The sequence below is a fragment of the Serratia nematodiphila DZ0503SBS1 genome, assembly GCF_000738675.1.
In the GTDB taxonomy this organism is placed as follows: domain Bacteria; phylum Pseudomonadota; class Gammaproteobacteria; order Enterobacterales; family Enterobacteriaceae; genus Serratia; species Serratia nematodiphila.
Map to the genome: position 1 here is coordinate 3,163,715 of NZ_JPUX01000001.1, position 21,271 is coordinate 3,184,985.

A 21,271-nucleotide genomic window follows, 5' to 3' on the forward strand; every position below is an offset into this window, starting at 1 on the left:
TCCTCGTTGAACTCCAGGCGCGGTTTGTGTCGTTTCTCCGCGCCGTCTTGGCAGTCACTTCCGCGGTTCAGATACATTATGGTAGAAAAAAAGAAACGCACGCCTAACATTTCTCACGCAGTATCAAATGCCTGTGCGTGATATTTCACGAACGCGAGATTTATTTTAGTGAGTGAAAAAATATTTTTTGTGACGCTGCTCCGCTATTGAATGCTCGGAGAAATCTTAGCTGTCGCAGACGATATGGCGTGGCGTCACCCTAAACCGCCGTTGAAAAAGCCGCTTTGTCCCCCAGAAAAATCCTGATACAGTAATTTCCTCTTTCATCACTAAGGAGTGAAGGGCCTCAGCCCTCCCTATGGACTGTCACCGAAGTAACTGTTTTTCCAGGTTTCACCCGCCACCTGCTGGCGTTGCATATGCTGTTCGGCCCTTCGGCCATCTCCCGGTAATCCCATCCCGTCACTTTGCTATTGTCGACTGCGCCCATGCAGCGGCGGCATCGTCACGTCTGAGCGGCGTGCGCTCATTCCCACTTTTTTCTGGAGTCTGATATGGAATTTTTAATGGACCCCTCTATTTGGGCGGGGTTGCTTACGCTGGTGGTGCTGGAAATCGTGCTGGGCATCGACAACCTGGTGTTCATCGCCATTTTGGCCGACAAGTTGCCGCCGAAGCAGCGCGATAAAGCGCGCATCATCGGCCTGTCGCTGGCATTGCTGATGCGTTTGGGCCTGCTGTCGGTGATCTCCTGGATGGTAACCCTGACCACGCCGCTGTTCTGCGTCGGCGATTTCAGCTTCTCCGGCCGCGATCTTATCCTGCTGTTCGGCGGGGTATTCCTGCTGTTCAAGGCCACCATGGAGCTGCATGAACGGCTGGAAGGGCAGACGCACCAGGATGGCGCCAACCGCGGTTACGCCAAGTTCTGGGCGGTGGTGGTGCAAATCGTGATCCTTGACGCGGTGTTCTCGCTCGATGCGGTGATTACCGCCGTGGGCATGGTGAACGATCTGCCGGTGATGATGGCGGCGGTGGTGATCGCGATGGCGGTGATGCTGCTGGCGTCCAAACCGTTGACCAACTTCGTCAATGCGCACCCGACCATTGTGGTGCTGTGCCTGAGCTTCCTGTTGATGATCGGTCTGAGCCTGATCGCCGAAGGCTTCGGCTTGCATATTCCTAAAGGCTATCTGTACGCCGCGATCGGCTTCTCGATCCTGATTGAATTGTTCAACCAGATCGCGCGTCGCAACTTTATCAAGCATCAGGCGCGTCGCCCGATGCGCGAGCGCACCGCGGAAGCGATCATGCGCCTGATGGGGCAGCAGCGTGCGCAGCAGGCGGACGACGCGGTGGCGTTGCCGAGGGATGAAACCTTTGCGGCGGAAGAGCGTTATATGATCAGCGGCGTGCTGACGCTGGCCTCGCGCTCATTGCGCAGCGTGATGACGCCGCGCACTGACATCTCCTGGGTCGACTGCGAGCGCTCCCGTGATGAGGTGCGCGCACAGTTGCTGGATACGCCGCACAGCCTGTTCCCGGTGTGTCGCGACTCTGTGGATGAGATCGTCGGCGTGGTACGCGCCAAGGATCTGCTGGTGGCGCTGGAGCAAGGGGAAGATATCGCCGAGTTTGCCGCCCGCACGCCGCCGATCGTGGTGCCGGAAACCATGGATGTCATCAAGCTGCTGGCGGTGCTGCGCCGCGCCAAAGGGCGCCTGGTGGTGGTCACCAACGAGTTCGGCGTGGTGCAGGGGCTGGTGACGCCGCTGGATGTGCTGGAAGCGATTGCCGGCGAGTTCCCGGACGAAGATGAAACGCCGGACATCGTGGCGGAAGGCGACGGCTGGCTGGTCAAAGGCGGGACCGACCTGCACTCGCTGGAACAGGCGCTGGCCTGCGATGACCTGGTCAGCCCAACCGCAGACTACGCCACTCTGGCGGGGCTGCTGTTAGCCCACTACGGCCAGATGCCGGTGGTGGGGGACACCATTGAACTGAACCACCTGCGTTTCGATATCGTCGAGGTCTCCGACTATCGCATCGAGTTGGTGCGTGTCACCCGCATCGTCTTCGACGAACCGGCGCATTCGTAACCCACCCGCCGGAGGCTCAGGCCTCCGGCGTATTTTCTTCTGTTTTCCTGACGCGCGATTCGTACTGCTGCAACCACAGCGGGAAAACGTGGATCGGCATCGGCTTGGCGAAATAATACCCCTGCAGGGCATTGACTTCGCGTGAGCGCAGATAGTCGGCCTGTTCCGCCGTTTCTACCCCTTCAGCCACCAGCTTCAGCTTCAGCCGCTGCGCCAGCGTAATGATGGTATCGGTCACCGTGGCGTTGACCGCGTCGGTACCGATGGCCGCGGTAAACCCGCGGTCGATCTTTAACACGTCCGGGCTAAGGTTCTTCAGGTAGCTCAGCGAGCTGTGGCCGGTGCCGAAATCGTCGATGGCCAGCATGATCCCCATGTCTTTCAGCGTCCGGATCTGGTCATGCTGGATCGCCGACAGCGCGGTGCGTTCGGTCAGCTCCAGCATCAGTGACGGCATCGGATGCGCCGGTAGCCAAATCCGGCGGATATCGTCGATGATGTTGAGCGTTTTAAAGTGTTCGGCGGCGACGTTGATGCTGATGTAGAACGACGGTCGCGGCGGGAACAGCTGCAGATTTTCCGTCACGGTGTTCATCAGATAACGGGTCAGCGGAATGATCAGCTCATGCTGCTCGGCCAGCGGAATAAACACGTCGGGGGAGATCCACCCTTGCCGCTTCTTTTTCCAGCGCAGCAGCATCTCGACGCCGGCGCAGCGCCCGGTGTCGCTATGGATGATGGGCTGGCAATAGACGCGGAACTCGCGATGGGTGATGGCATGGCCGATGTGATAAGACAGGCTCATGCGGTTAGCGGTGAGCAGATAGACCACATAGGCGGCCAACAGGCTGATCAGCAGCGCCAGCGGGATATGGCGCGGCAGTGCGGAAAGCGCCAGCATGCCGATCTGCGGGCCGAACAGCGAAATCGAGAACGGGTATAGCGCAGAGCCGGCGGTGTAGCGCAGATCGTTGGTCAAGGTGTCACGGCTCAGGATTTCACGTCGGCCGTATTCCAGGCTGCTGTCAGCCACGTTCAGCACCACGCGCTGAACGTAAGGCTCCTGCGGCTCGAGTAAAAAGTTGGACAGCAGCTCGATATTAAACACGTGCAGCACGCCGCTGGTTTTATCGTGGGGGGATGGCGTCCACATCACCAGCGTGGGCAGGCCTTTGCTCACCGCCAGCGAGGGGCGCAGCGCCAGCCTGGCGTTGCTGTTGACGAAGGTCGGCATTACCGCGGCCAGCTGATAATGACGGGAACCAAACAGGCTGGAGCAGTAAATAATGCCGTTTTTTACCAGCAACATGGCGCGTAGCGCCTGATTCTGCGCGGCGCGAAAGCGCAGGGCCGACGAAACGTTCTCGCAGGGCTGGTCCAGCATGTCCATGCTGCGCTCCGCCTGCAGCTGAGCCGGCGTCAACAACTGGTTGAGCTTGCCGACGGTGCGGGTGGCCAATGTCTGTTGGCTCAGCTCGATACTTTTGACCTCTTGATAGTAACGGGTATACAGCGATACCAACAGAATAGCCGCGCCCACCGCTCCGGCCAGCAGCCAACGGTAATAACGATATCGGGACGCGGCGAGGTGGGTCATCAACATCCGGTAAATCCTTGTTCGGTAATCCAGCCCCGAGTCACGGTCAGGTCATAGATCCTTAAGTTGCGCTCGGCTAATTCTAGCCTGAGGTTATACAAGATTGATGGTAACTCAGTAAATTATTTCGATTTGGCAAAACAGAAGGTCAATTTGCAGGCTAACCGCCGGATCGATGAGAGAAATGCAGGATTTTTTCTGGTGACATTGTCACAAAAGGCGGCCAATGAATTGATTACCCATAAAAAACCCCGCCGGGTGGCGGGGTTGTCTGTCAGTCGCATTGCACCTTGATTGCCAGGCCGCCGCGTGACGTTTCGCGGTACTTGGCGTTCATGTCTTTGCCGGTTTCGTACATGGTCTCGATCACCTTATCCAGCGAAACGCGCGGCTCGCTGGTGCGGCGCAGGGCCATGCGGGCGGCGTTGATCGCCTTGACCGAAGCGATGGCGTTGCGCTCGATGCACGGCACCTGCACCTGGCCGGCGACCGGGTCACAGGTCAGACCCAGGTTATGTTCCATGCCGATCTCCGCCGCCACACAGACCTGCTCAGGGCTGCCGCCCAGCAGTTCGGCCAGACCGGCCGCCGCCATGGAGCAGGCAACGCCCACTTCACCCTGGCAACCGACTTCGGCGCCGGAAATGGAGGCGTTCATCTTGTACAACGCGCCGATCGCACCCGCCGCCATAAAGTAGCGGATGTAGATATCCGGGCTGACGGACTCGATGAAGTGATCGTAGTAAGCCAGCACCGCAGGCACGATGCCGCAGGCGCCGTTGGTCGGCGCGGTGACCACGCGGCCGCCGGCGGCGTTTTCTTCGTTAACCGCCAGCGCGAACATGTTGACCCAGTCGATCACGTTCATCGGATCGCTGGACAGTTTGTCCGACGCCACCAGCATGCGGCGCAGCGCGGAGGCACGGCGCGGTACGCGCAGCGGCCCCGGCAGTACGCCTTCGGTGTTCAGACCGCGATCGATACAGGCGCGCATGGTTTGCCAGACGTTGCCGAAGTAGGTCTCGATCTCTTGCTTGCTGTGCAGCGCCAGTTCGTTCTGCATCACCATGCCGGACAGCGACAGGCCGGTCTCGCGGCAGTGGTCGAGCATTTCGCGCGCGGAGTTGAACGGATAGGGCATTTGCAGTTCTTGCTCGGCGGCCTTGCCGAAATTCTCCTCGTCGACGATGAAACCGCCGCCGATAGAGTAATAGGTCTTGCTGTACACTTCTTTATCGCCGGCGAAGGCGTGGATCTGCATGCCGTTTTCGTGCAGCGGCAGGTTGTCGCTGCGGAAGACCATGCCGCCGTCGCGCGGGAAATCGACTTCATGCAGGCCGTTGGCCAGCATCAGGCGTTGACGTTGTTCTACATCGCGAATAAAACCCGGAATGCTATCGATATCGACAGTGTCCGGCATGTTGCCGGCCAGGCCGAGAATGATGGCGATATCGGTATGGTGACCTTTGCCGGTCAATGAGAGTGAGCCGTAAACGTCTACGGCAACACGCGTGATAGAAGGCATCAGGCCTTTATTTACCAGATCGTCGACAAACTGTTTGCCGGCTTTCATCGGTCCAACCGTATGAGAGCTGGACGGGCCGATGCCGATCTTAAACATGTCGAAAACGCTAATCACGCTAAAACTCCTTAAAGAGACGTATTGTTATGGCTGCGGCGGTCAAAAACCGCGCAGGGAACAGCGATATTGTAAAAGGGCCGTGCGGGTTCGGCTGCCTTTTTCGCATGAAATTAAATAATCCGTGGTGTCGCTTTTTTTACTGATTACCCGGGGCGAACCCTTGTGCGGGGTATCCGCTTTCGCCCAAGCTCCATTAGCGGTAATCGCGCCAGCTTTCCGTGCTGAACGCCGCCGGCTTAATCCCTGTTTCTACAGTGGTTTATCTCGGACGGTGGTATTTTACAGGTATTTCGTAAGGTTTAAGAGAGGGTTTACAGTTTTTTTAAAACCATTCAACCGAAACGGTAGTTGAAAAAGCGATCAAATGAAGTGATAGCGATCGCTTTACCCGCCGCGGAGGCCGGCAACCGTGCCAGATTGCGAGTCAGATCACGTAATGCGGGCTAAATACTGACCTGTTGCGCCAGGCGCCGAATGATGGCGGCGGTCAGCCCCCAGATAAACTGGCTGTGATACCAGGAGAGGTAGATGCGGTGCGTATGGCCGGCGCGATGAATATCCAGCGGATAGTAACGCGACAGGGTCAGCGCTTCCCGCAGGGGCATCTCGAACACGTCCGCCACTTCGCCTTCATTGGCGTGGAACTGCACGTCCGGCGGGATGAGGCCGACGATAGGGGTAACCTGAAATCCGGTGCTGCTGTCGAGCGGCGCCATTTGGCCGAGGACAGTCACCGCTTGCGGCGGTATCGCCACTTCTTCCTGCGCTTCTCGCAGCGCCGTGACGATCGCCGATCCGTCTTCGGCGTCGGTTTTGCCGCCGGGGAAGGCCACTTGACCGGCATGTTTGCGCAGCGAGTCGGCACGGCGGGTCAACAGCAGCGTCGGCTCGGCGCGGCAGACGATCGGGATCAGCACCGCCGCCGGGCGCACATGGTGCGAAATCTGCGTCGCCTGCGGCAGCTGCAGTTGAAAACGGCTGATAAAGGCGTGCAGTGAGGCCGATGAGTTCGATGGGATCACGACAGGGCATACTCCCCTAGCTGCGGCAAAATGCGGCCGACCTTGTCGAAGGTCTCCTGGTATTCCGCCTGCTCCTGGCTGTCCGCTACGATGCCGCCGCCGGCGGAGCAGTGGATGCGACCGTTTTCGGTGACGAGCGTGCGAATGGTGATATTGGTGTCCATGGTGCCGCAGGCGCTCAGGTAACCGATGCTGCCGCAATAGGCATTGCGGCGCTGCGGCTCCAACTCTTCGATGATTTCCATCGCGCGCACCTTGGGCGCGCCGGTGATCGAACCGCCGGGGAAGCAGGCGCGCAGCAGTTTGGCCGCCGAGGTATGGTTTGGCAGGGTCGCGGTGATGGTGCTCACCAGGTGATGCACGGCGGGGAACGGCTCCACGGCGAACAGTTCCGGCACCCGTACGCTGCCAGGCTGGGCGACGCGACCGATATCGTTGCGCAGCAGATCGACGATCATCAGATTTTCAGCGCGATCCTTGGGTGAATCGGCCAAACGGCGAGCCTGCGCGGCGTCCTGCTCCGCGTCCGCCAGCCGCGGCAGCGTGCCCTTGATCGGGCGGGTTTGGATACGCTGCTGCTCCAGCCACAGGAAGCGCTCGGGAGAGACGCTCAGTACGCTGTTGTGCGGCAAGCGCAGGAAGGCCGAGAACGGCGCGCGGTTGCAGGCGCTCAGGCGGCAGAACGCCTGCCATTCATCCCCCTGATAGTCGGCGGAGAATCGTTGTGCCAGATTAATTTGGTAACAGTCGCCGCTGCGCAGGTAGTGCTGAATACGTTGGAATTTCTCGCCGTATTGTCGCCGGCTCATATTGGCGCGCCAGTCGCTCAGCAGCGTGAAAGGGCGTTCTGTAGGTGCGGTTTGGCTATTGAGCCAGCGCCAGCGCTGCTCCACATCGCCATAGCTGAGCAGCGTCAGGGTTTGCAATTGGTGGTCGGCGATCGCTGCCCAGTCATAAATGCCCACTGCCATATCCGGCAAAGCGAGGTCGGCTTCGGCCAACTGCGGCAGGGTTTCCACCCGGCGCCCAAGATCGTAGCCGAACAGTCCCAGAGCTCCGCCCTGAAACGGCAGGTCCGGATTAAACGCCGGCTGCCAGCCTTGCGCCGCCAGTTGCTGCTGCAGCAAGGAGAACGGATCTTCCTGCGACTGAATGGTGACGCCGTCACTTTCGATTTGCGTGTCGGCACCCTGGGTGGTGAGTGTCACGCGCGGTTGTGCGACCAGGATATCGAAACGGTTGTGCGAATGGTCGGCAAAGCCCGAATGCAGCAGCATCGCCCAAGGCTGCGATGAAAGCGGGGCGAAAAGCGTCATCAGGGCACGGCGGCTGTAGGGCAAAGATTTTATGTTTGGGGCGGTTACGCTCATGAACGTCAATAAACCTGGCTGTGAGGACGGCGATATCTGGCGGCTAGTGTGCCATAGACGGCCACGTCATGCATGTTTTGCCATGCGAGACATGCAGCACACCTCACATAAACGGTAGTTCAATAAACCTGAAATAAGGCATTTTTTGCGCCATTGTTTATACTTCGATATGTTAAAAATTTAACGTCAAAATAACTGGAAGCATTTTTCACCGAGGGCGCAAGACCCGAGAAATATAAAAAAAGATTCGTTAATTTCATAAATTTATTATTTCTGCTTGTTATTAGAAGCGGGGGAGATGTTGCTATGCCCGATTTTAGCCAACGTCGCCACCCTTTGGAATTAATGGATTAATTACTCAGCGCTTTTCTGGCGCGGGTTTGAGAAAGAAAGGCCAGTTCGGTCCCATTAGCCAGCGCGGGAATTTGCAGGTTTCACGCCTATCCCAAGCGTACGCAGACCGAATGAGTCTTTTAGAAAAATAAAATTATTATTTTGTTACATTATTATTGAAGAGCTGACTATGTCGTTAATGCTGAGCGTGATCGTCCCGATGCACAATGCGGGGGAATTATTGGAGCCTTTCCTGGCCTCGCTGTTGGCCCAGCGCGAGCAACGGTTGGAGGTGATCATCGTCAACGATGGTTCCACTGACGGTTCAGGAGAGATCGCGCACCGTTACGCGGCGGTACATCCGCATATTCGTGTGATCGATCAGGCCAATGCCGGTGTTTCTAACGCGCGTAATGCCGGGCTTGCCATTGCCCAAGGCAAATATGTGGCGTTTCCCGATGCCGACGACTTGCTGGCGCCGGAGATGTATTCCACGCTGCTGGAACAGGCGGAAAAACACCAATTAGACGTGATGCAATGTAATGGCGAGCGCTATTTCACCAGCCAAGATGAATTGCAGCCGATTTTTCCCGAGGCGCGTTTGCGTACCACCGATGTTATCAGTGGCGTGCAGTGGTTTGAACGTGCGCTGAAATCGCGAAAGTTTATTCACGTTGTATGGCTGGCAATATATCGCCTCGACTTTATTCGCCAGCATCGGCTTTATTTCGAGCCGGGGTTACATCACCAGGATATTCCCTGGACGACAGAAGTCATGTTTAATGCCAAACGGGTCAAATATTTAAGTACGCCGCTGTACCGTCAACGGGTGCACGACAAGTCGATCAGTAATCGTCGGCGCATCGGTAAGGCGAACGTGGAGTATCAACGCCACTATATGAAAATCGTCGAAATGCTGGAGCGGCTCAACCAGCGCTATGCGGGCACTATCGTCATTCGTCCGGCTTTCCATTGGCAAATCACCCGCGAAGCGCTGGGCATTTGCCACAGCATTCGTCGCGAACCGGAACCGGCTGCTCAGAGTCAGATCACCGAAGAGTTCTATCAGCGCGGTATCGACAGAGCGATGTTCGCCAATGCGCGCGGCCTGAAGCAGGGGTGGCATGTCATGCTGTGGCGGCATCGCCTGAAGCAGTGGCGCAACGATAACGGCTGTTCGCAACCGGCCTGACGCACCAGACGTTGGGATCCGCCGCTTTAGCGCGTATACTCCTTCTCCCTTTTGCCGGAGAGAACGACACATGCATGCAGGTATGCCATTACTGAATCACGCGGAGCAGCAGGAAGCGGCGGATCGCATCCATCAACTGATGGAGCAGGGCATGAGCAGCGGTGAGGCCATTGCTCGCGTTGCGCAGGAAATTCGCGAGAAGCATCAGGGTGCTCAGGTTGCGGTATTGTTCGATGACGAAGACGAGCAACATGAGGCCGCACCGGAGGCGTCGCGGGATGACGATGCTGAAGAAGACGAAGACTATTGACGTTATCGGGGCCGCGCAAGCGGCCCCGTGAGTATCAGCCGTTGACCGTCACGGCGGCGGCGGCTTGTTTCGCTTGCTCCACCGCCAGTTCCGTCGTGTTGGCCGTCGCCAGCGCTACGCCCAGACGACGTTGCCCGGCGATCTCCGGTTTGCCGAACAGGCGCAGCTGGTTGTGCCCGCGCAGCGCATTTTCCAGTCCGCTGAAACGCACATCGCTGCTGGTGAGCTGCGGCAGGATCACCGCCGAAGCGGAAGGGCCGAACTGGCGGATGGCGCCAATCGGCAACCCGAGAAACGCGCGAACGTGCAGGGCGAACTCGGACAGATCCTGTGAGATCAACGTAACCATGCCGGTATCGTGCGGCCGCGGAGACACTTCGCTGAAGATCACATCGTCGCCGCAGACGAACAGCTCCACGCCGAACAGGCCGAATCCGCCCAGGGCTTTCACCACCTTCTCCGCAATAGCCTGAGCACGGCTCAACGCCGTGGCTGACATGCGCTGCGGTTGCCAGGATTCGCGATAATCTCCGTCTTCCTGACGATGGCCGATCGGCTCGCAGAAATGTACGCCGTCCACGGCGCTGATGGTCAGCAACGTAATTTCAAAATCAAATCTTACCAACCCTTCGACGATCACCCGGCCGCCGCCGGCACGTCCACCCTGTTGCGCGTAATCCCAGGCGCTTTGCAGCTGCTCAGGCGCGCGGATCAGGCTTTGTCCTTTGCCGGAAGAACTCATCACCGGTTTGACGATGCACGGATAGCCGATGTGCTCGACCGCCTGCCGGAAAGCCGCTTCGCTGTCGGCAAAGCGATAGCTGGAGGTAGGCAGGCCAAGTTCTTCCGCCGCCAGACGGCGGATGCCTTCGCGGTTCATGGTCAGGCGCGTGGCTTCGGCGCAGGGCACCACGCGTTGGCCCTGACGTTCAAGTTCCACCAGCATGGCGGTGGCGATCGCTTCGATTTCGGGAACGATATAGTCCGGCCGCTCTTGTTCGATAACGGCTTTCAACGCGTCACCGTCCAGCATATTGATGACGTGACTGCGGTGCGCCACATGCATGGCGGGGGCGTCGGCATAGCGATCGACGGCGATCACTTCCAGACCGAGGCGCTGGCATTCAATGGCGACTTCTTTACCCAGCTCCCCGGAGCCGAGCAACATAACGCGGGTGGCGGAAGGGCGCAGGCCGGTTCCAATCGTTAACATAGTTTCGTACCTGGATTGGTGAAAGTAAGCGGATTGATGATCGGCGGGCAGTATATACGAAAACGATTGCGTTCACAGCCGCCGCGCCAGGTTTGTTGCTAACTTACTGTTTTTATAACAAGCAGAAATATTTGCCCTGCCTGGGCGATTGTGCGTTAATAAGCGACGGCGAAAGAAGGCCTATATATAGCAAGGTTTTCGCGTCTCGTGCCGTCAAGGCAGGTTTATCAAGTAAAGGAAACACAAATGAGCAAGATCACTGGTCACGTTAAATGGTTCAACGAAAGCAAAGGTTTCGGCTTCATCACGCCTGCCGACGGCTCTAAAGACGTTTTCGTTCATTTTTCCGCTATCGTTAGCGATGGTTTCAAGACTCTGGCTGAAGGCCAGCAGGTTGAATTCTCCATCCAGGACAGCCAACGTGGCCCAGCCGCAGCCAACGTCGTTGCGATTTAACGACTGAGCCGCCAAGAAACCCGCCGCCGGCGGGTTTTTTTATGCCCGCTGCCCGTAACGCCGCCCATCTCTGTTATCATTTACCGCTGATTCGGCGCCAACCTGCGGGCGCGCCGCCATTCCATTCGTCATATAAGAGTTATCGCCGTGAGCACAGTTTCTTTTTCTTCCCTGCCTCTGCCAGCCGAACAGTTGGCCAACCTCAACGAACTGGGGTACGCCAAAATGACGCCGGTGCAGGCCGCCGCGTTGCCCGCTATCCTGCAAGGGCGAGACGTGCGCGCCAAGGCGAAAACCGGCAGCGGCAAAACGGCGGCATTCGGCATTGGCTTGCTGAATAACATCGTCGTTACTCAGGTTGCCACGCAGGCGCTGGTGCTCTGTCCCACTCGCGAGTTGGCCGATCAGGTGAGCAAAGAGCTGCGTCGCCTGGCGCGTTTCACGCAAAACATCAAAATTCTGACGCTGTGCGGTGGCCAACCGATGGGGCCGCAGCTCGACTCGCTGGTGCACGCGCCACACATCGTGGTGGGGACGCCGGGGCGCATTCAGGAGCATCTGCGCAAGAAAACGCTGCTGCTGGACGAGCTGAAGGTGTTGGTGCTGGATGAGGCCGACCGCATGTTGGATATGGGTTTCGCTGACGATATCGACGATGTGATCAGCTACACGCCGCCGCAGCGTCAGACGCTGTTGTTTTCCGCCACTTATCCGGCGGGCATCGAACGCATCAGCGAGCGTGTTCAGCGTCAGCCGCTGAGCGTCGAAGTGGACGATGACGAAGCGCAGACCGCTATCGAACAACGCTTTTATGAGACTACGCGCGAGCAGCGTCCGGCGCTCCTGGTGTCGGCCATTCGCTACCATCAACCCGCGTCCTGCGTGGTGTTCTGCAATACCAAGCGCGATTGTCAGACAGTGCTTGAGGCCCTGGAGGCCCGCGGCATCAGCGCGCTGGCGCTGCATGGCGATCTGGAGCAGCGCGACCGCGATCAGGTGTTGGTGCGCTTCGCCAATCGCAGTTGCCGAGTGTTGGTGGCGACCGACGTCGCCGCTCGCGGGCTGGACATCAAAGAGCTGGAGCTGGTGGTTAACTACGAACTGGCGTTCGATCCCGAAGTGCATGTGCACCGTATCGGCCGCACCGGCCGCGCCGGCATGAGCGGGCTGGCGATCAGCCTGTGCACGCCGCAGGAGATGGCGCGGGCGCATGCGATTGAAGACTACCTGCAGATGACCGTCGATTGGGCGCCGGTGTCCGAGCTGAGCGGGGCGGCCAACGGCTCGCTGGAGGCAGAGATGGTGACGCTGTGCATCGACGGCGGCCGCAAGGCGAAGATCCGTCCCGGCGATATCCTTGGCGCGCTGACCGGCGATGCCGGGCTGACGGCGGCGGAAGTGGGCAAGATCGACATGTTCCCGGTGCATGCCTACGTCGCGATCCGTAAAGCCAGCGCGCGCAAGGCGTTGCAACAGCTGCAACAGGGCAAAATCAAAGGCAAGAGCTGCAAGGTGCGGCTGCTGAAATAAGCCGAAGGCGGGCGGCGGTTTGCCCTCCCGCCATTATCTATTTATACTGTATGTAATTACAGTTATTTGAGTATTTGAGGACGCACGCATGGCGGTTGAAGTTAAATATGTGGTGGTGAGAAACGGTGAGGAAAAAATGACTTTCGCGAGCAAGAAAGAAGCCGACGCCTACGACAAAATGCTGGATCTGGCGGATAACCTCGGAGAGTGGCTGCAACAGGCGCCGCTGAACCTGGACGACGAACAGCGCGAAGGGCTGAGCTTCTTCCTGGCAGAGAATAAAGATGCGCTGGGTCTGATTCTGCGCGGCGCTTCACCGGCGGAAACCCTCAAGAAACCGGCGGAAGCGAAAGCGAAAAAAGCGGCCTCTAACTCAAAAGAGGGATCTGCGTCAGAAAAGCAAGCGGCATAATGACTTATGTTGCGGTGTTGTGATGAAAAAGGATCTAAAATGAGCCGTGAAATAACTTTCTTCAGCCGCTTTGAGCAAGATATTCTGGCCGGGCGCAAAACCATCACCATTCGGGATGCCAGTGAGTCGCACTTCGAACCGGGCGAGGTATTGCGCGTAAGCCGCAATGAAGACGGCGTATTTTTCTGCTTTATCGAAGTGCTGTCGGTAACGCCGGTGCGCCTGGACGCGCTGACTGAACGCCACGCACAGCAGGAGAACATGTCGCTCGGCGAACTGAAGCAGGTGATCAAGGAAATCTATCCGGGCCTGGATTCGCTGTTTGTCATCGAGTTCGTCAAACGGTAAACCCTTTGCCGAAACCCTGTTGTGAGCCAGGGATGGGCGCCCGGATAGCGCTAATCACAACGGGAGGAGATATGAAAAAAACGGGTTTGGCTATCGCCTTGTTGGCCATGATGGGAGCATCGACTGCGGTGTGGGCGCAGGATCACGAGCAGCGCGCCGCCAAGGTGGGGCAGTGTGCGGGTCTGCAGCCGGCGGATATCGCCGCCCAGGTCAAGCGCGACTTCTTGCAGAACCGCATCACGCGCTGGGAATCGGACAAAAAGCTGCTGGGCACCGCCACCCCGATCGCCTGGGTCAGCCCGGATGCCATCACCGGCAAGGATCAGGTATGGCAGGTGCCGTTGACGGTGCGTGGCACCAAGGCAGATAAAACCTACAACGTGACGCTCAACTGCAACACCGGCGAGATCGCCTACAGCGCGCCGCAGTAACGCTTTTTTGGCAATAAAAAGCCCGCCTGGCGGCGGGCTTGATGTCCCCAGACGGCGTCAGTCGCTGAACGGTATCACCAACTCACCCGGTTTCACTTCCAATCCCTTCGCCAGTTTTTTCGCCAGCGCTTCGGTTTTGCTGTTGTCAGGATTCAGCACATAAGCCGGTTTTTGGTCGAAGTAAGACTTCAGTGACTGGTTCAGATATGGCGTCAGCGCTTTCATCACCGTCTGCATTTTTTCCGGCTGCACGCTGTAATCGGTCAGTTCCATGTCTTTCAGGTAAATGGCGCCCTGTGCGCGGTCGTAAACCGGCTGCGCTTTCAGCGTCAGCTTCAGATCCGCGGTCTGCGGGCCGAGAATCGACGTGATGTTGACCTTGGCGTCGCCGGAAAGGGTGACTTTTCCCGGCTCGCTGCGGCCGATCTGGCTTTGCAGCTGCGTCAGCACGATGTTGGCGTCCACCAGGCCGGGCACGCCGATCTGCTTCTGATAGTCGTTATGTTTCTGCAGGTAATCATTCACTTCCTGCTCGCTCAGGGTGTACTGGGTCAGTTGATTGCAACCGGCCAATACGCCGGCGAACAGCAGGGCGGCTGCGCCCATCAGGATCTTCTTCATTAATGCCTCATTGCGACTGCTGGCGAAAAGTGCTGCAGATAATTGATTAATCATTATAAACGTTCCGCCTGCGCGTGAAAACGGCAGGCGGTGATGTGCAGAGGATAGTGCGCGCAAAAGCGGGCGACACCTATCGGATAACGCCGAAAGCGTCAGCTCCGCAATCGCAGCGCCAGGAGGATCACGCCGGCCAGGCAGGCCGCGGCCCCCAACAGCGGGAACAGCGGAATGCCCCACAACTGCAGTGAGGAGTGCATCAGATAAGGCGCCAGGCCCAGGGCGAAAGCGGCGGTGACAATGGCGATAGCCAGGGTGACGGCGGCGCGTTCCAGCGCTTTGCTCAACTGGCCGAGATTACTGACGTTGATATCGGCATTGAGCTGCCCGCGTTTTAGGCGGCGCACCAACAGCCGCAGGGTTTGCGGCAGTTCTTCCCCGGCGTCGAGCGCTTCCCCGCCCAGGGCCAACAACCGCTGGCGCACGGCGTCAGGGGCATAGCGTTGCAGCACCGTTTGTTGCAGCATCGGTTTGAGCGTGGCGACGATGTCAAAGGCTGGATCCAATCGGTGCAGCACGCCGTCGGCGGTGATTAACGCCTTGAACAGCAGCACCAGATCGGGCGGCAGCGCCAACTGGTGTTCACGCGCCATCACCAGCAGGTCGGTCAGAGCCTTGCCCAACGTCAGGGTGGCGGCGGCCTGTTTGTCGAGAAAGTTTTGCGCCGCCAGCTCCAGATCCATCAGATCCAGCGGTTCGCTGTCCGACCAGGCGATCAGCGTGTTGACGATGCCTTCGGACTGACGATCGGCGATGGCCTGCAGCAGCAGAAGCAACTGATTGCGCCGCCGCTCAGACAGTTGGCCCACCATGCCGAAGTCGATAAAGCCGACGCGGTCACCGCTCAGCGCCATGACGTTGCCGGGGTGAGGATCGGCGTGATACAACCGATGCTCCAGCACCATGCTCATAAAGGCGCGCGCGCCGCGTTGCGCCAGCAGCGGGCCGTCAAAGCCCGCCGCCGCCAATTGCTGAGGGTTCTCCGGCGCGGTGCCGGGCAAGTACTCCTGCACTAACAGACGTGGAGACGACCATTGCCAATAGATTTTTGGCACGACCACATCGGGTTCATGCGCGAACATCCCGGCGACGCGATCGCAGTTATGCCCTTCGTGAGTTAAATCCAGCTCATGATTGAGCGCCGTCGCCAGCGCTCTGACCATCTGCCGCGGCCGATAGCGTGCCAGCGTGGGGCTCTGCTGCTCCACGGTTTCCGCCAGCGAGGCCAGCAGCCGCAGATCGGCGTGGATGGTTTTCGCCAAACCGGGCCGCAGCACTTTCACCACTACCTGTTCGCCGCTGTGCAAGCGGGCGCGGTAAATTTGCGCCATCGACGCCGCGGCCAGCGGCGTGCGATCGAATTCGGCGAACAGCCGCTCGGGCTCATCGCCCAGGTCGGCAACGATCTGGGGTGCCAGCGTTTTCCATGGCAGCACCGCTGCCTGGCTGTGCAGGCGATCCAGTTCGTCGGTCCAGGCGGGATCCAGAAGATCAGAACGCGTGGCCAGGATCTGGCCGAATTTGACGAAGGTCGGGCCCAGCGCCTCGAGCGCTTCGCGCAGCCGCTCGGGCAGGGTTTGTGCGTCCTGTTGGGCGGATCCAGCGCGGGCGCCGCGCAGCAAAGCCCCCAGGCCCAGCAGACGCAGAACGTCTTGCAGGCCGTAACGAATCAGAACGGAGGTAATTTCCTTCAGCCGCGCCCGATCGCGAGCGGTGGCGAGCACCATTTTCAGCATCAGTACGCCCTATCCTTTGGGTTATTCAAACGTTATTGTTCCATGTCCAGCAGCAACGGCACCTCGCAGCGCTGCGCCATGCGGTTGCGGTAGGTTTCCACGTTCTCCGGCAGCGCGACCCCGGCGACGATCGACAACGAGCGCAGCAGCGGGAACAGGTGGATATCGTCCTCGGACAGCTCGCCGTTTACCGCTTCGGCGGAGACGATCAGCGGTGACAGGGTTTGCAGATCGGCCTCCAGCTGGGCGATCAGATCGGCGCTGTTGGCGAGATGCTCGGCGAAATCACCGATTGACGCCTGCTTTTTATCGATAAAATAACGGCGGGCGCTGTCGGTGGCGAACTCTTCGAAATCGGCATGCGCAATACGCGGCAACAGCAATTTTGCGCTGTACCCGCCGACCCGCTGCAGCCACTCGGCAATGGCCGGGTTGGTGCGGCCGGTCAGCACCGGCTTGCCGTCCAGGTTATCGACATAGCGCACGATATCCAGGCTTTCCGGCATCGCTTCGCCGTTGTCTTTGACCAGGATAGGCACCATTTTTTGGCCGATCAGGTTGAACGGAGTCGTCTCATCGTCGTTGAGCAACGTGACCAGACGAATCGGCAGACGTTTCAGGCCAAAAATCATGCGGGCTTTAACGCAGAATGGGCAATGATCGTAAATGAACAGTTTCATGCTTGCTCCGGGTTGTCAGGTTTTAACAGCAATAGTTACCACAGCTTATCGAGGCTGTCTTGACGTGCGTGTGTTGGATGGTGCGTTATTGCGATATTGCCCACGCACCGGCGCGGGCTAGGGGGCGTTATTTCTTGGCCGGTACCGAGTTGAGCACATCGATCAGGTGAATGCGAGCTTCTTCCAGGTCGATTTTGTCACGTTCGTTGGCGGCGGTGACGACCTGCAGCTGTTTGATAATATCGTTTTTCAGGCCGGCGTCGCTGGCGAGGATATGGGCCAGAGCCTTTTCCACCAGGGTGGAACGCGCATAAATCATGCGCAAGTTCAGTATCATATGTTCGAGTAGTTGCGGTAATTTTGCTTCTTCACTCATGCCGACGGGCTCCTGTGGGGGTTTTTACTAACAGGATAGCAGCTGTTGCCGATTCGGCCGGATTTGTATGGCGTTAACCGCCGCGCAGCATCATCGATGCACTGCGCCGCGGGCTGAACTGCCAGTACAGCGCCAGCAACGTAGCGAAGCCCACTGCCCCAAGCAGCAACCAGGGTAGCTCCGGCATGTTCATCGTGCGTCCGGTATCGTACATCCAGCCGCCGCCGGTGTAACCTAACGCGCCACCCAGCGCCAGACCAAGGCGGCTAAAGCCCATATAGCTGCCACGCGCACGTGGATCGGCCAGCGAAGCGCTCAGCGTTTCGCGCGCCGGTTCGGCGATGATCGAACCCAGGTAGAAACAGCAGATCAGCGTGAACACGCCTTGCAGGCTGCTGGCGAGGCCGATCGGCAGCAGGCTGAGCGTCATCAGCAGCAGGCCCGCCATCAGGCGTTGTTCAAGCCGAAAATGTTTTTCACCCCAACGCGCCAGCGGATAGAGCAGCGACAGCGACAGCGCCGCTTCGATCGCGTACATCCATTTCACCGCCGCCGGTGAGCCGGCGATTTCATTGACCACGATCGGCAGCATCAGCATCACCTGTACCGCCAGCATATAGTAGCCGGTCAGCGTCAGGACATAGGTGAGGAAGCGGCGATCGCGCACGACCCGCAACATGCCTTCTTTCATCGGCACGCGCACGGTGGAGATGCGGTAAGCCGGCAGTAGCCAGGCGTTCCAGCCGGCGGCCAGCACGAAGATCGCCGCCCCGACCCAGCAGACAAAGTGGAAATCGTACTGCAGCAGCCAACTGCCGATCAGCGCGCCGACGACCGCACCGGCGCTGTCCTGCATCATCAGCAGCGAGAAAAAGCGGCCGCGTTCGTGCGGACGGGTCAGTTTAATCACCAAAGCGGTGCGCGGCGGATCGAACAGCGTGCCGCCGAGGGCGGACAGCGCGCAGGAGAACCACAGGATCCACGGCGCATCGGCCATCGCCATGGTGGCGAAACCGGCGGCGCGCAGCAGCATGCCGGTGACGATCATCGGCTTGGCACCGAAGCGATCGGCGATGGCGCCGCCAAAGATGCCGAGCCCTTGTTGCAGCAGCTGACGCAAACCCAGCGCGATGCCGACGATCAACGCCGCCCATCCCAATTGATCGACGAAGCGGATCGAAATAAGCGGGAACACGACAAAGAAGCCTAAAACCACCAGCAGGTTGTCGAGCAACAGAAAATATTTACCCAAGCTGCGCGCTTGCGATACCAGAGACATGCTTCACCATGAGCAATTAAGAGAGAGGGGGAAGGCAACCCCACCATTCTCTACTCAATTGCCGGACGGCGACAGGTGCGGAGTAGATAATATTTTTTTATCGTCAAGGTGTTACCTGTGCTGCAAAATGGGCGGAAAAACGCCGTAAAACGCGTATTCGGCGATTTACTGAGCGACCGAGGTTTTACCTCGGGGGCGGGCTACGGTTATATTGAATGCAGGGAAGTGCGGTTCTGAAGCGCTATTGGCAAAATAAAATCATGCCATCAGATCGGCATCGGATGATTATCCACGCGGCTTCCCAATAAATACTTCTTATCGAACCGTTTTGACTGCGGGGGAAATGATGTTCGGCTACCGCTCTGCATCGCCAAAAGTACGCCTTACTACCGACCGGATGGTGGTCCGTTTAGTGCATGAACGGGATGCCTATCGTCTGGCGGATTATTATGCCGAGAACCGAGCCTTTCTCAAACCCTGGGAGCCGGTACGCGACGAAAGCCATTGTTATCCTTCCGGCTGGCAGGCGCGTCTGGGCATGATCGCTGAAATGCAAAAGCAGGGCAGCGCCTACTATTTTATCCTGCTCGATCCAGAAGAGCAGGAAGTGCGCGGCGTGGCGAACTTCAGCAACGTGCTGCGCGGTTCGTTTCACGCCTGTTTCCTCGGTTATTCGCTGGGGGAGAAATGGCAGGGGCAGGGGCTGATGTTCGAAGCCTTGCAGTCCGCCATCCGCTATATGCTGCGCCAACAGCGCATGCACCGCATCATGGCCAACTATATGCCGCACAACCAGCGCAGCGGCGCATTGCTGACGCGTCTGGGATTCGAACGCGAAGGTTACGCCAAGGATTACCTGCTGATCGACGGCCAGTGGCAAGACCACGTTTTGACGGCATACACCAATAAAGAGTGGCTACCCCCACGTTGAGGCCAAACGATGAAATATGAATTGAACGCCAAAGAGGCCCGGGTCATCGGCTGCCTGTTGGAAAAACAGGTGACGACGCCGGACCAATACCCGCTTTCGCTGAATGCCATTACGCTGGCATGCAACCAAAAGACCAACCGTGAACCGGTGATGGATCTGAGCGAAAGCGAGGTGCAGCAGCTGCTCGATCTGTTGCTGCGCAAACATTTCCTGCGCACCCTCAGCGGATTCGGCAACCGGGTAGTGAAGTACGAGCAGCGGTTTTGCAATTCCGAATTTGGCCAGCTGAAACTTTCGCCCGCCGAACTGGCGGTGATTGCCACCTTACTGCTGCGCGGCGCGCAAACGCCCGGCGAGCTGCGCACCCGTACCAATCGGATGCACGAGTTCAGTGATGTCAGCGAGGTCGAACAGGTGTTGCAACAGCTGGCCACGCGAGAAGATGGCCCGTTCGTGGTGCGCCTGGCGCGTGAGCCGGGCAAGCGCGAAAGCCGATTCATGCATCTGTTCAGCGGCCAGATTGATGAAGCGCCGCCGGCGGCGTTCGAATCCGAGGACGACGGCGAACTGAGCGCCAGGGTTAGCGCATTGGAAAGCGAAGTGGCGGAACTGAAACGGCAGTTGCAACACCTGTTGGTGAGGGATGCGAATGACTAAATTGCGTGTAGGCGTGGTGGGATTGGGCAGTATCGCGCAGAAGGCTTACCTGCCAATCCTCGGCCAGGCGGCGGATTGGTCGCTGGTGGGCGGTTTTTCGCCCAATCAGCAAAAAGCGCAGCCGCTGTGCGATAGCTACCGCATGGCCTGTTTCTCCCGGCTGGACAGCCTGGCCGAACAGTGCGACGCGGTCTTTGTTCACAGCAGCACCGCCAGCCATTTTTCGGTAATAGGCGAGCTGCTGAACCGCGGCGTACACGTTTACGTCGATAAACCGCTGGCGGAGACGCTGGAGCAGGGCGAGCAGTTGCTTGAGCTGGCCGAGCGGCGAGGCAAAACGCTGATGGTGGGGTTCAACCGGCGTTTCGCGCCGCTTTACCGGCAGCTCAAGCAGCAAATGAACCAGCCGGCCTCCATTCGCATGGATAAACATCGGGCGGACAGCGTCGGCCCGCACGATCTGCGTTTTACCCTGTTGGATGATTACCTGCATGTGGTGGACACGGCGCTGTGGCTGGCGGGCGGCGGCGAGCAACTGCTGAGCGGCAGCGTGCGCACCAACGCCGCAGGCGAAATGCTGTACGCCGAGCATCACTTCGCCTGCGGCGATACGCAGGTGACGACCAGCATGCATCGCCGCGGCGGCAGCCAGCGCGAAAGCGTGCAGGCGGTGACAGACGGCGCGCTGTATCAGTTGACCGATATGCGCCACTGGCTGCGTGAAGATGCGCAGGGCGAGTTGGAACAACCGGTGCCTGGCTGGCAAAGCACGCTGGTGCAACGCGGCTTCGACGGTGCGGTGCGGCATTTCCTTGATGCCGTCGCCAATCAGAGCGCGCCAGAAACCGGCGGCGAACAGGCGCTGCTTGCCCAGCGGGTGGTCGAGCGTTTGCTGCGGGATAACTCTATGTAACATCTGGCGGTAGCTATTCTTTTCCGGATGCGTAAACTGAGCCGATTGTTTCACTGACGCCTGCTG

General features: G+C 58.7%; 21 protein-coding genes. 11 read left to right on the forward strand and 10 right to left on the reverse strand.

What is annotated here, in order from left to right; all coding sequences use genetic code 11:
* The first annotated feature begins 554 nt into the window (after positions 1–554).
* Positions 555–2,099: a TerC family protein gene (locus JL05_RS14605; protein WP_033632824.1), complete on the forward strand. Its 1,545-nt coding sequence runs from the start codon at positions 555–557 to the stop codon at positions 2,097–2,099.
* Between the two features lie 16 nt (positions 2,100–2,115).
* On the opposite strand, the gene JL05_RS14610 is transcribed toward JL05_RS14605, so the two are convergent.
* The 4 genes from JL05_RS14610 to pabB all read right to left on the reverse strand — a co-directional run bounded on the left by JL05_RS14610 (position 2,116) and on the right by pabB (position 7,730).
* A complete protein-coding gene (locus tag JL05_RS14610; RefSeq protein WP_033632825.1) occupies positions 2,116–3,702 on the reverse strand; it encodes an EAL domain-containing protein in 1,587 nt (528 codons plus the stop codon).
* Positions 3,703–3,970: 268 nt separating this feature from the next.
* Positions 3,971–5,335, reverse strand: a complete 1,365-nt coding sequence (gene sdaA / locus JL05_RS14615; protein WP_004927589.1) for an L-serine ammonia-lyase — start codon at positions 5,333–5,335, stop codon at positions 3,971–3,973.
* Between the two features lie 446 nt (positions 5,336–5,781).
* Entirely contained in the window at positions 5,782–6,360 is a 579-nt protein-coding gene (locus JL05_RS14620) for a CoA pyrophosphatase (protein WP_033632826.1), read from the reverse strand.
* Entirely contained in the window at positions 6,357–7,730 is a 1,374-nt protein-coding gene (gene pabB / locus JL05_RS14625) for an aminodeoxychorismate synthase component 1 (protein WP_033633639.1), read from the reverse strand. Before pabB ends, JL05_RS14620 begins: the two co-directional genes overlap by 4 nt.
* Before the next feature lie 523 nt (positions 7,731–8,253).
* Between pabB and JL05_RS14630 the strand changes: the two genes are divergently transcribed.
* Both JL05_RS14630 and JL05_RS14635 read left to right on the forward strand, forming a co-directional pair.
* A complete protein-coding gene (locus JL05_RS14630) occupies positions 8,254–9,255 on the forward strand; it encodes a glycosyltransferase (RefSeq protein WP_033632827.1) in 1,002 nt (333 codons plus the stop codon).
* A 70-nt stretch (positions 9,256–9,325) separates the two neighbouring features.
* Complete coding sequence (locus JL05_RS14635; protein WP_015378151.1) at positions 9,326–9,565, forward strand: YoaH family protein; 240 nt, start codon at positions 9,326–9,328, stop codon at positions 9,563–9,565.
* 34 nt (positions 9,566–9,599) lie between these two features.
* Here the strand turns inward: JL05_RS14635 and purT are convergent, their stop codons facing one another.
* Positions 9,600–10,778, reverse strand: coding sequence for a formate-dependent phosphoribosylglycinamide formyltransferase (purT, locus tag JL05_RS14640; RefSeq protein WP_033632828.1), 1,179 nt, complete (start codon positions 10,776–10,778; stop codon positions 9,600–9,602).
* 246 nt (positions 10,779–11,024) lie between these two features.
* Between purT and cspE the strand changes: the two genes are divergently transcribed.
* From cspE to yebF, 5 genes are all read left to right on the forward strand, one after another.
* Positions 11,025–11,234: a transcription antiterminator/RNA stability regulator CspE gene (gene cspE, locus JL05_RS14645; RefSeq protein WP_004927572.1), complete on the forward strand. Its 210-nt coding sequence runs from the start codon at positions 11,025–11,027 to the stop codon at positions 11,232–11,234.
* Positions 11,235–11,381: 147 nt separating this feature from the next.
* Positions 11,382–12,764, forward strand: coding sequence for an ATP-dependent RNA helicase DbpA (gene dbpA, locus JL05_RS14650; RefSeq protein WP_031299688.1), 1,383 nt, complete (start codon positions 11,382–11,384; stop codon positions 12,762–12,764).
* Positions 12,765–12,852: 88 nt separating this feature from the next.
* Positions 12,853–13,176: a YebG family protein gene (locus JL05_RS14655; protein ID WP_004927565.1), complete on the forward strand. Its 324-nt coding sequence runs from the start codon at positions 12,853–12,855 to the stop codon at positions 13,174–13,176.
* 39 nt (positions 13,177–13,215) lie between these two features.
* Entirely contained in the window at positions 13,216–13,524 is a 309-nt protein-coding gene (gene yqfB / locus JL05_RS14660) for a N(4)-acetylcytidine aminohydrolase (RefSeq protein WP_021503892.1), read from the forward strand.
* A gap of 71 nt (positions 13,525–13,595) precedes the next feature.
* Positions 13,596–13,955, forward strand: coding sequence for a protein YebF (gene yebF / locus JL05_RS14665; protein WP_015378148.1), 360 nt, complete (start codon positions 13,596–13,598; stop codon positions 13,953–13,955).
* Between the two features lie 57 nt (positions 13,956–14,012).
* Here the strand turns inward: yebF and JL05_RS14670 are convergent, their stop codons facing one another.
* The 5 genes from JL05_RS14670 to mdtH all read right to left on the reverse strand — a co-directional run bounded on the left by JL05_RS14670 (position 14,013) and on the right by mdtH (position 18,704).
* Entirely contained in the window at positions 14,013–14,576 is a 564-nt protein-coding gene (locus JL05_RS14670; RefSeq protein WP_033632830.1) for a lipoprotein, read from the reverse strand.
* Between the two features lie 152 nt (positions 14,577–14,728).
* A complete protein-coding gene (locus JL05_RS14675) occupies positions 14,729–16,369 on the reverse strand; it encodes an ABC1 kinase family protein (RefSeq protein WP_033632831.1) in 1,641 nt (546 codons plus the stop codon).
* Positions 16,370–16,401: 32 nt separating this feature from the next.
* Positions 16,402–17,049 carry a glutaredoxin 2 gene (gene grxB, locus JL05_RS14680; protein WP_033632832.1) on the reverse strand — a complete coding sequence of 216 codons (648 nt, stop codon included), beginning with the start codon at positions 17,047–17,049 and terminating at the stop codon, positions 16,402–16,404.
* Between the two features lie 127 nt (positions 17,050–17,176).
* Entirely contained in the window at positions 17,177–17,425 is a 249-nt protein-coding gene (locus JL05_RS14685; RefSeq protein WP_004929632.1) for a hypothetical protein, read from the reverse strand.
* 73 nt (positions 17,426–17,498) lie between these two features.
* Complete coding sequence (gene mdtH / locus JL05_RS14690; protein WP_033632833.1) at positions 17,499–18,704, reverse strand: multidrug efflux MFS transporter MdtH; 1,206 nt, start codon at positions 18,702–18,704, stop codon at positions 17,499–17,501.
* Positions 18,705–19,050: 346 nt separating this feature from the next.
* Between mdtH and rimJ the strand changes: the two genes are divergently transcribed.
* Genes rimJ through JL05_RS14705 form a run of 3 tightly spaced genes read left to right on the forward strand, consistent with a single transcriptional unit; the run spans position 19,051 to position 21,205 of the window.
* Positions 19,051–19,635: a ribosomal protein S5-alanine N-acetyltransferase gene (gene rimJ / locus JL05_RS14695; RefSeq protein ID WP_004929636.1), complete on the forward strand. Its 585-nt coding sequence runs from the start codon at positions 19,051–19,053 to the stop codon at positions 19,633–19,635.
* A gap of 9 nt (positions 19,636–19,644) precedes the next feature.
* Positions 19,645–20,292 carry a YceH family protein gene (locus JL05_RS14700; protein WP_033632834.1) on the forward strand — a complete coding sequence of 216 codons (648 nt, stop codon included), beginning with the start codon at positions 19,645–19,647 and terminating at the stop codon, positions 20,290–20,292.
* Entirely contained in the window at positions 20,285–21,205 is a 921-nt protein-coding gene (locus JL05_RS14705; RefSeq protein ID WP_033632835.1) for a Gfo/Idh/MocA family protein, read from the forward strand. Before JL05_RS14700 ends, JL05_RS14705 begins: the two co-directional genes overlap by 8 nt.
* Positions 21,206–21,271 lie beyond the last annotated feature (66 nt).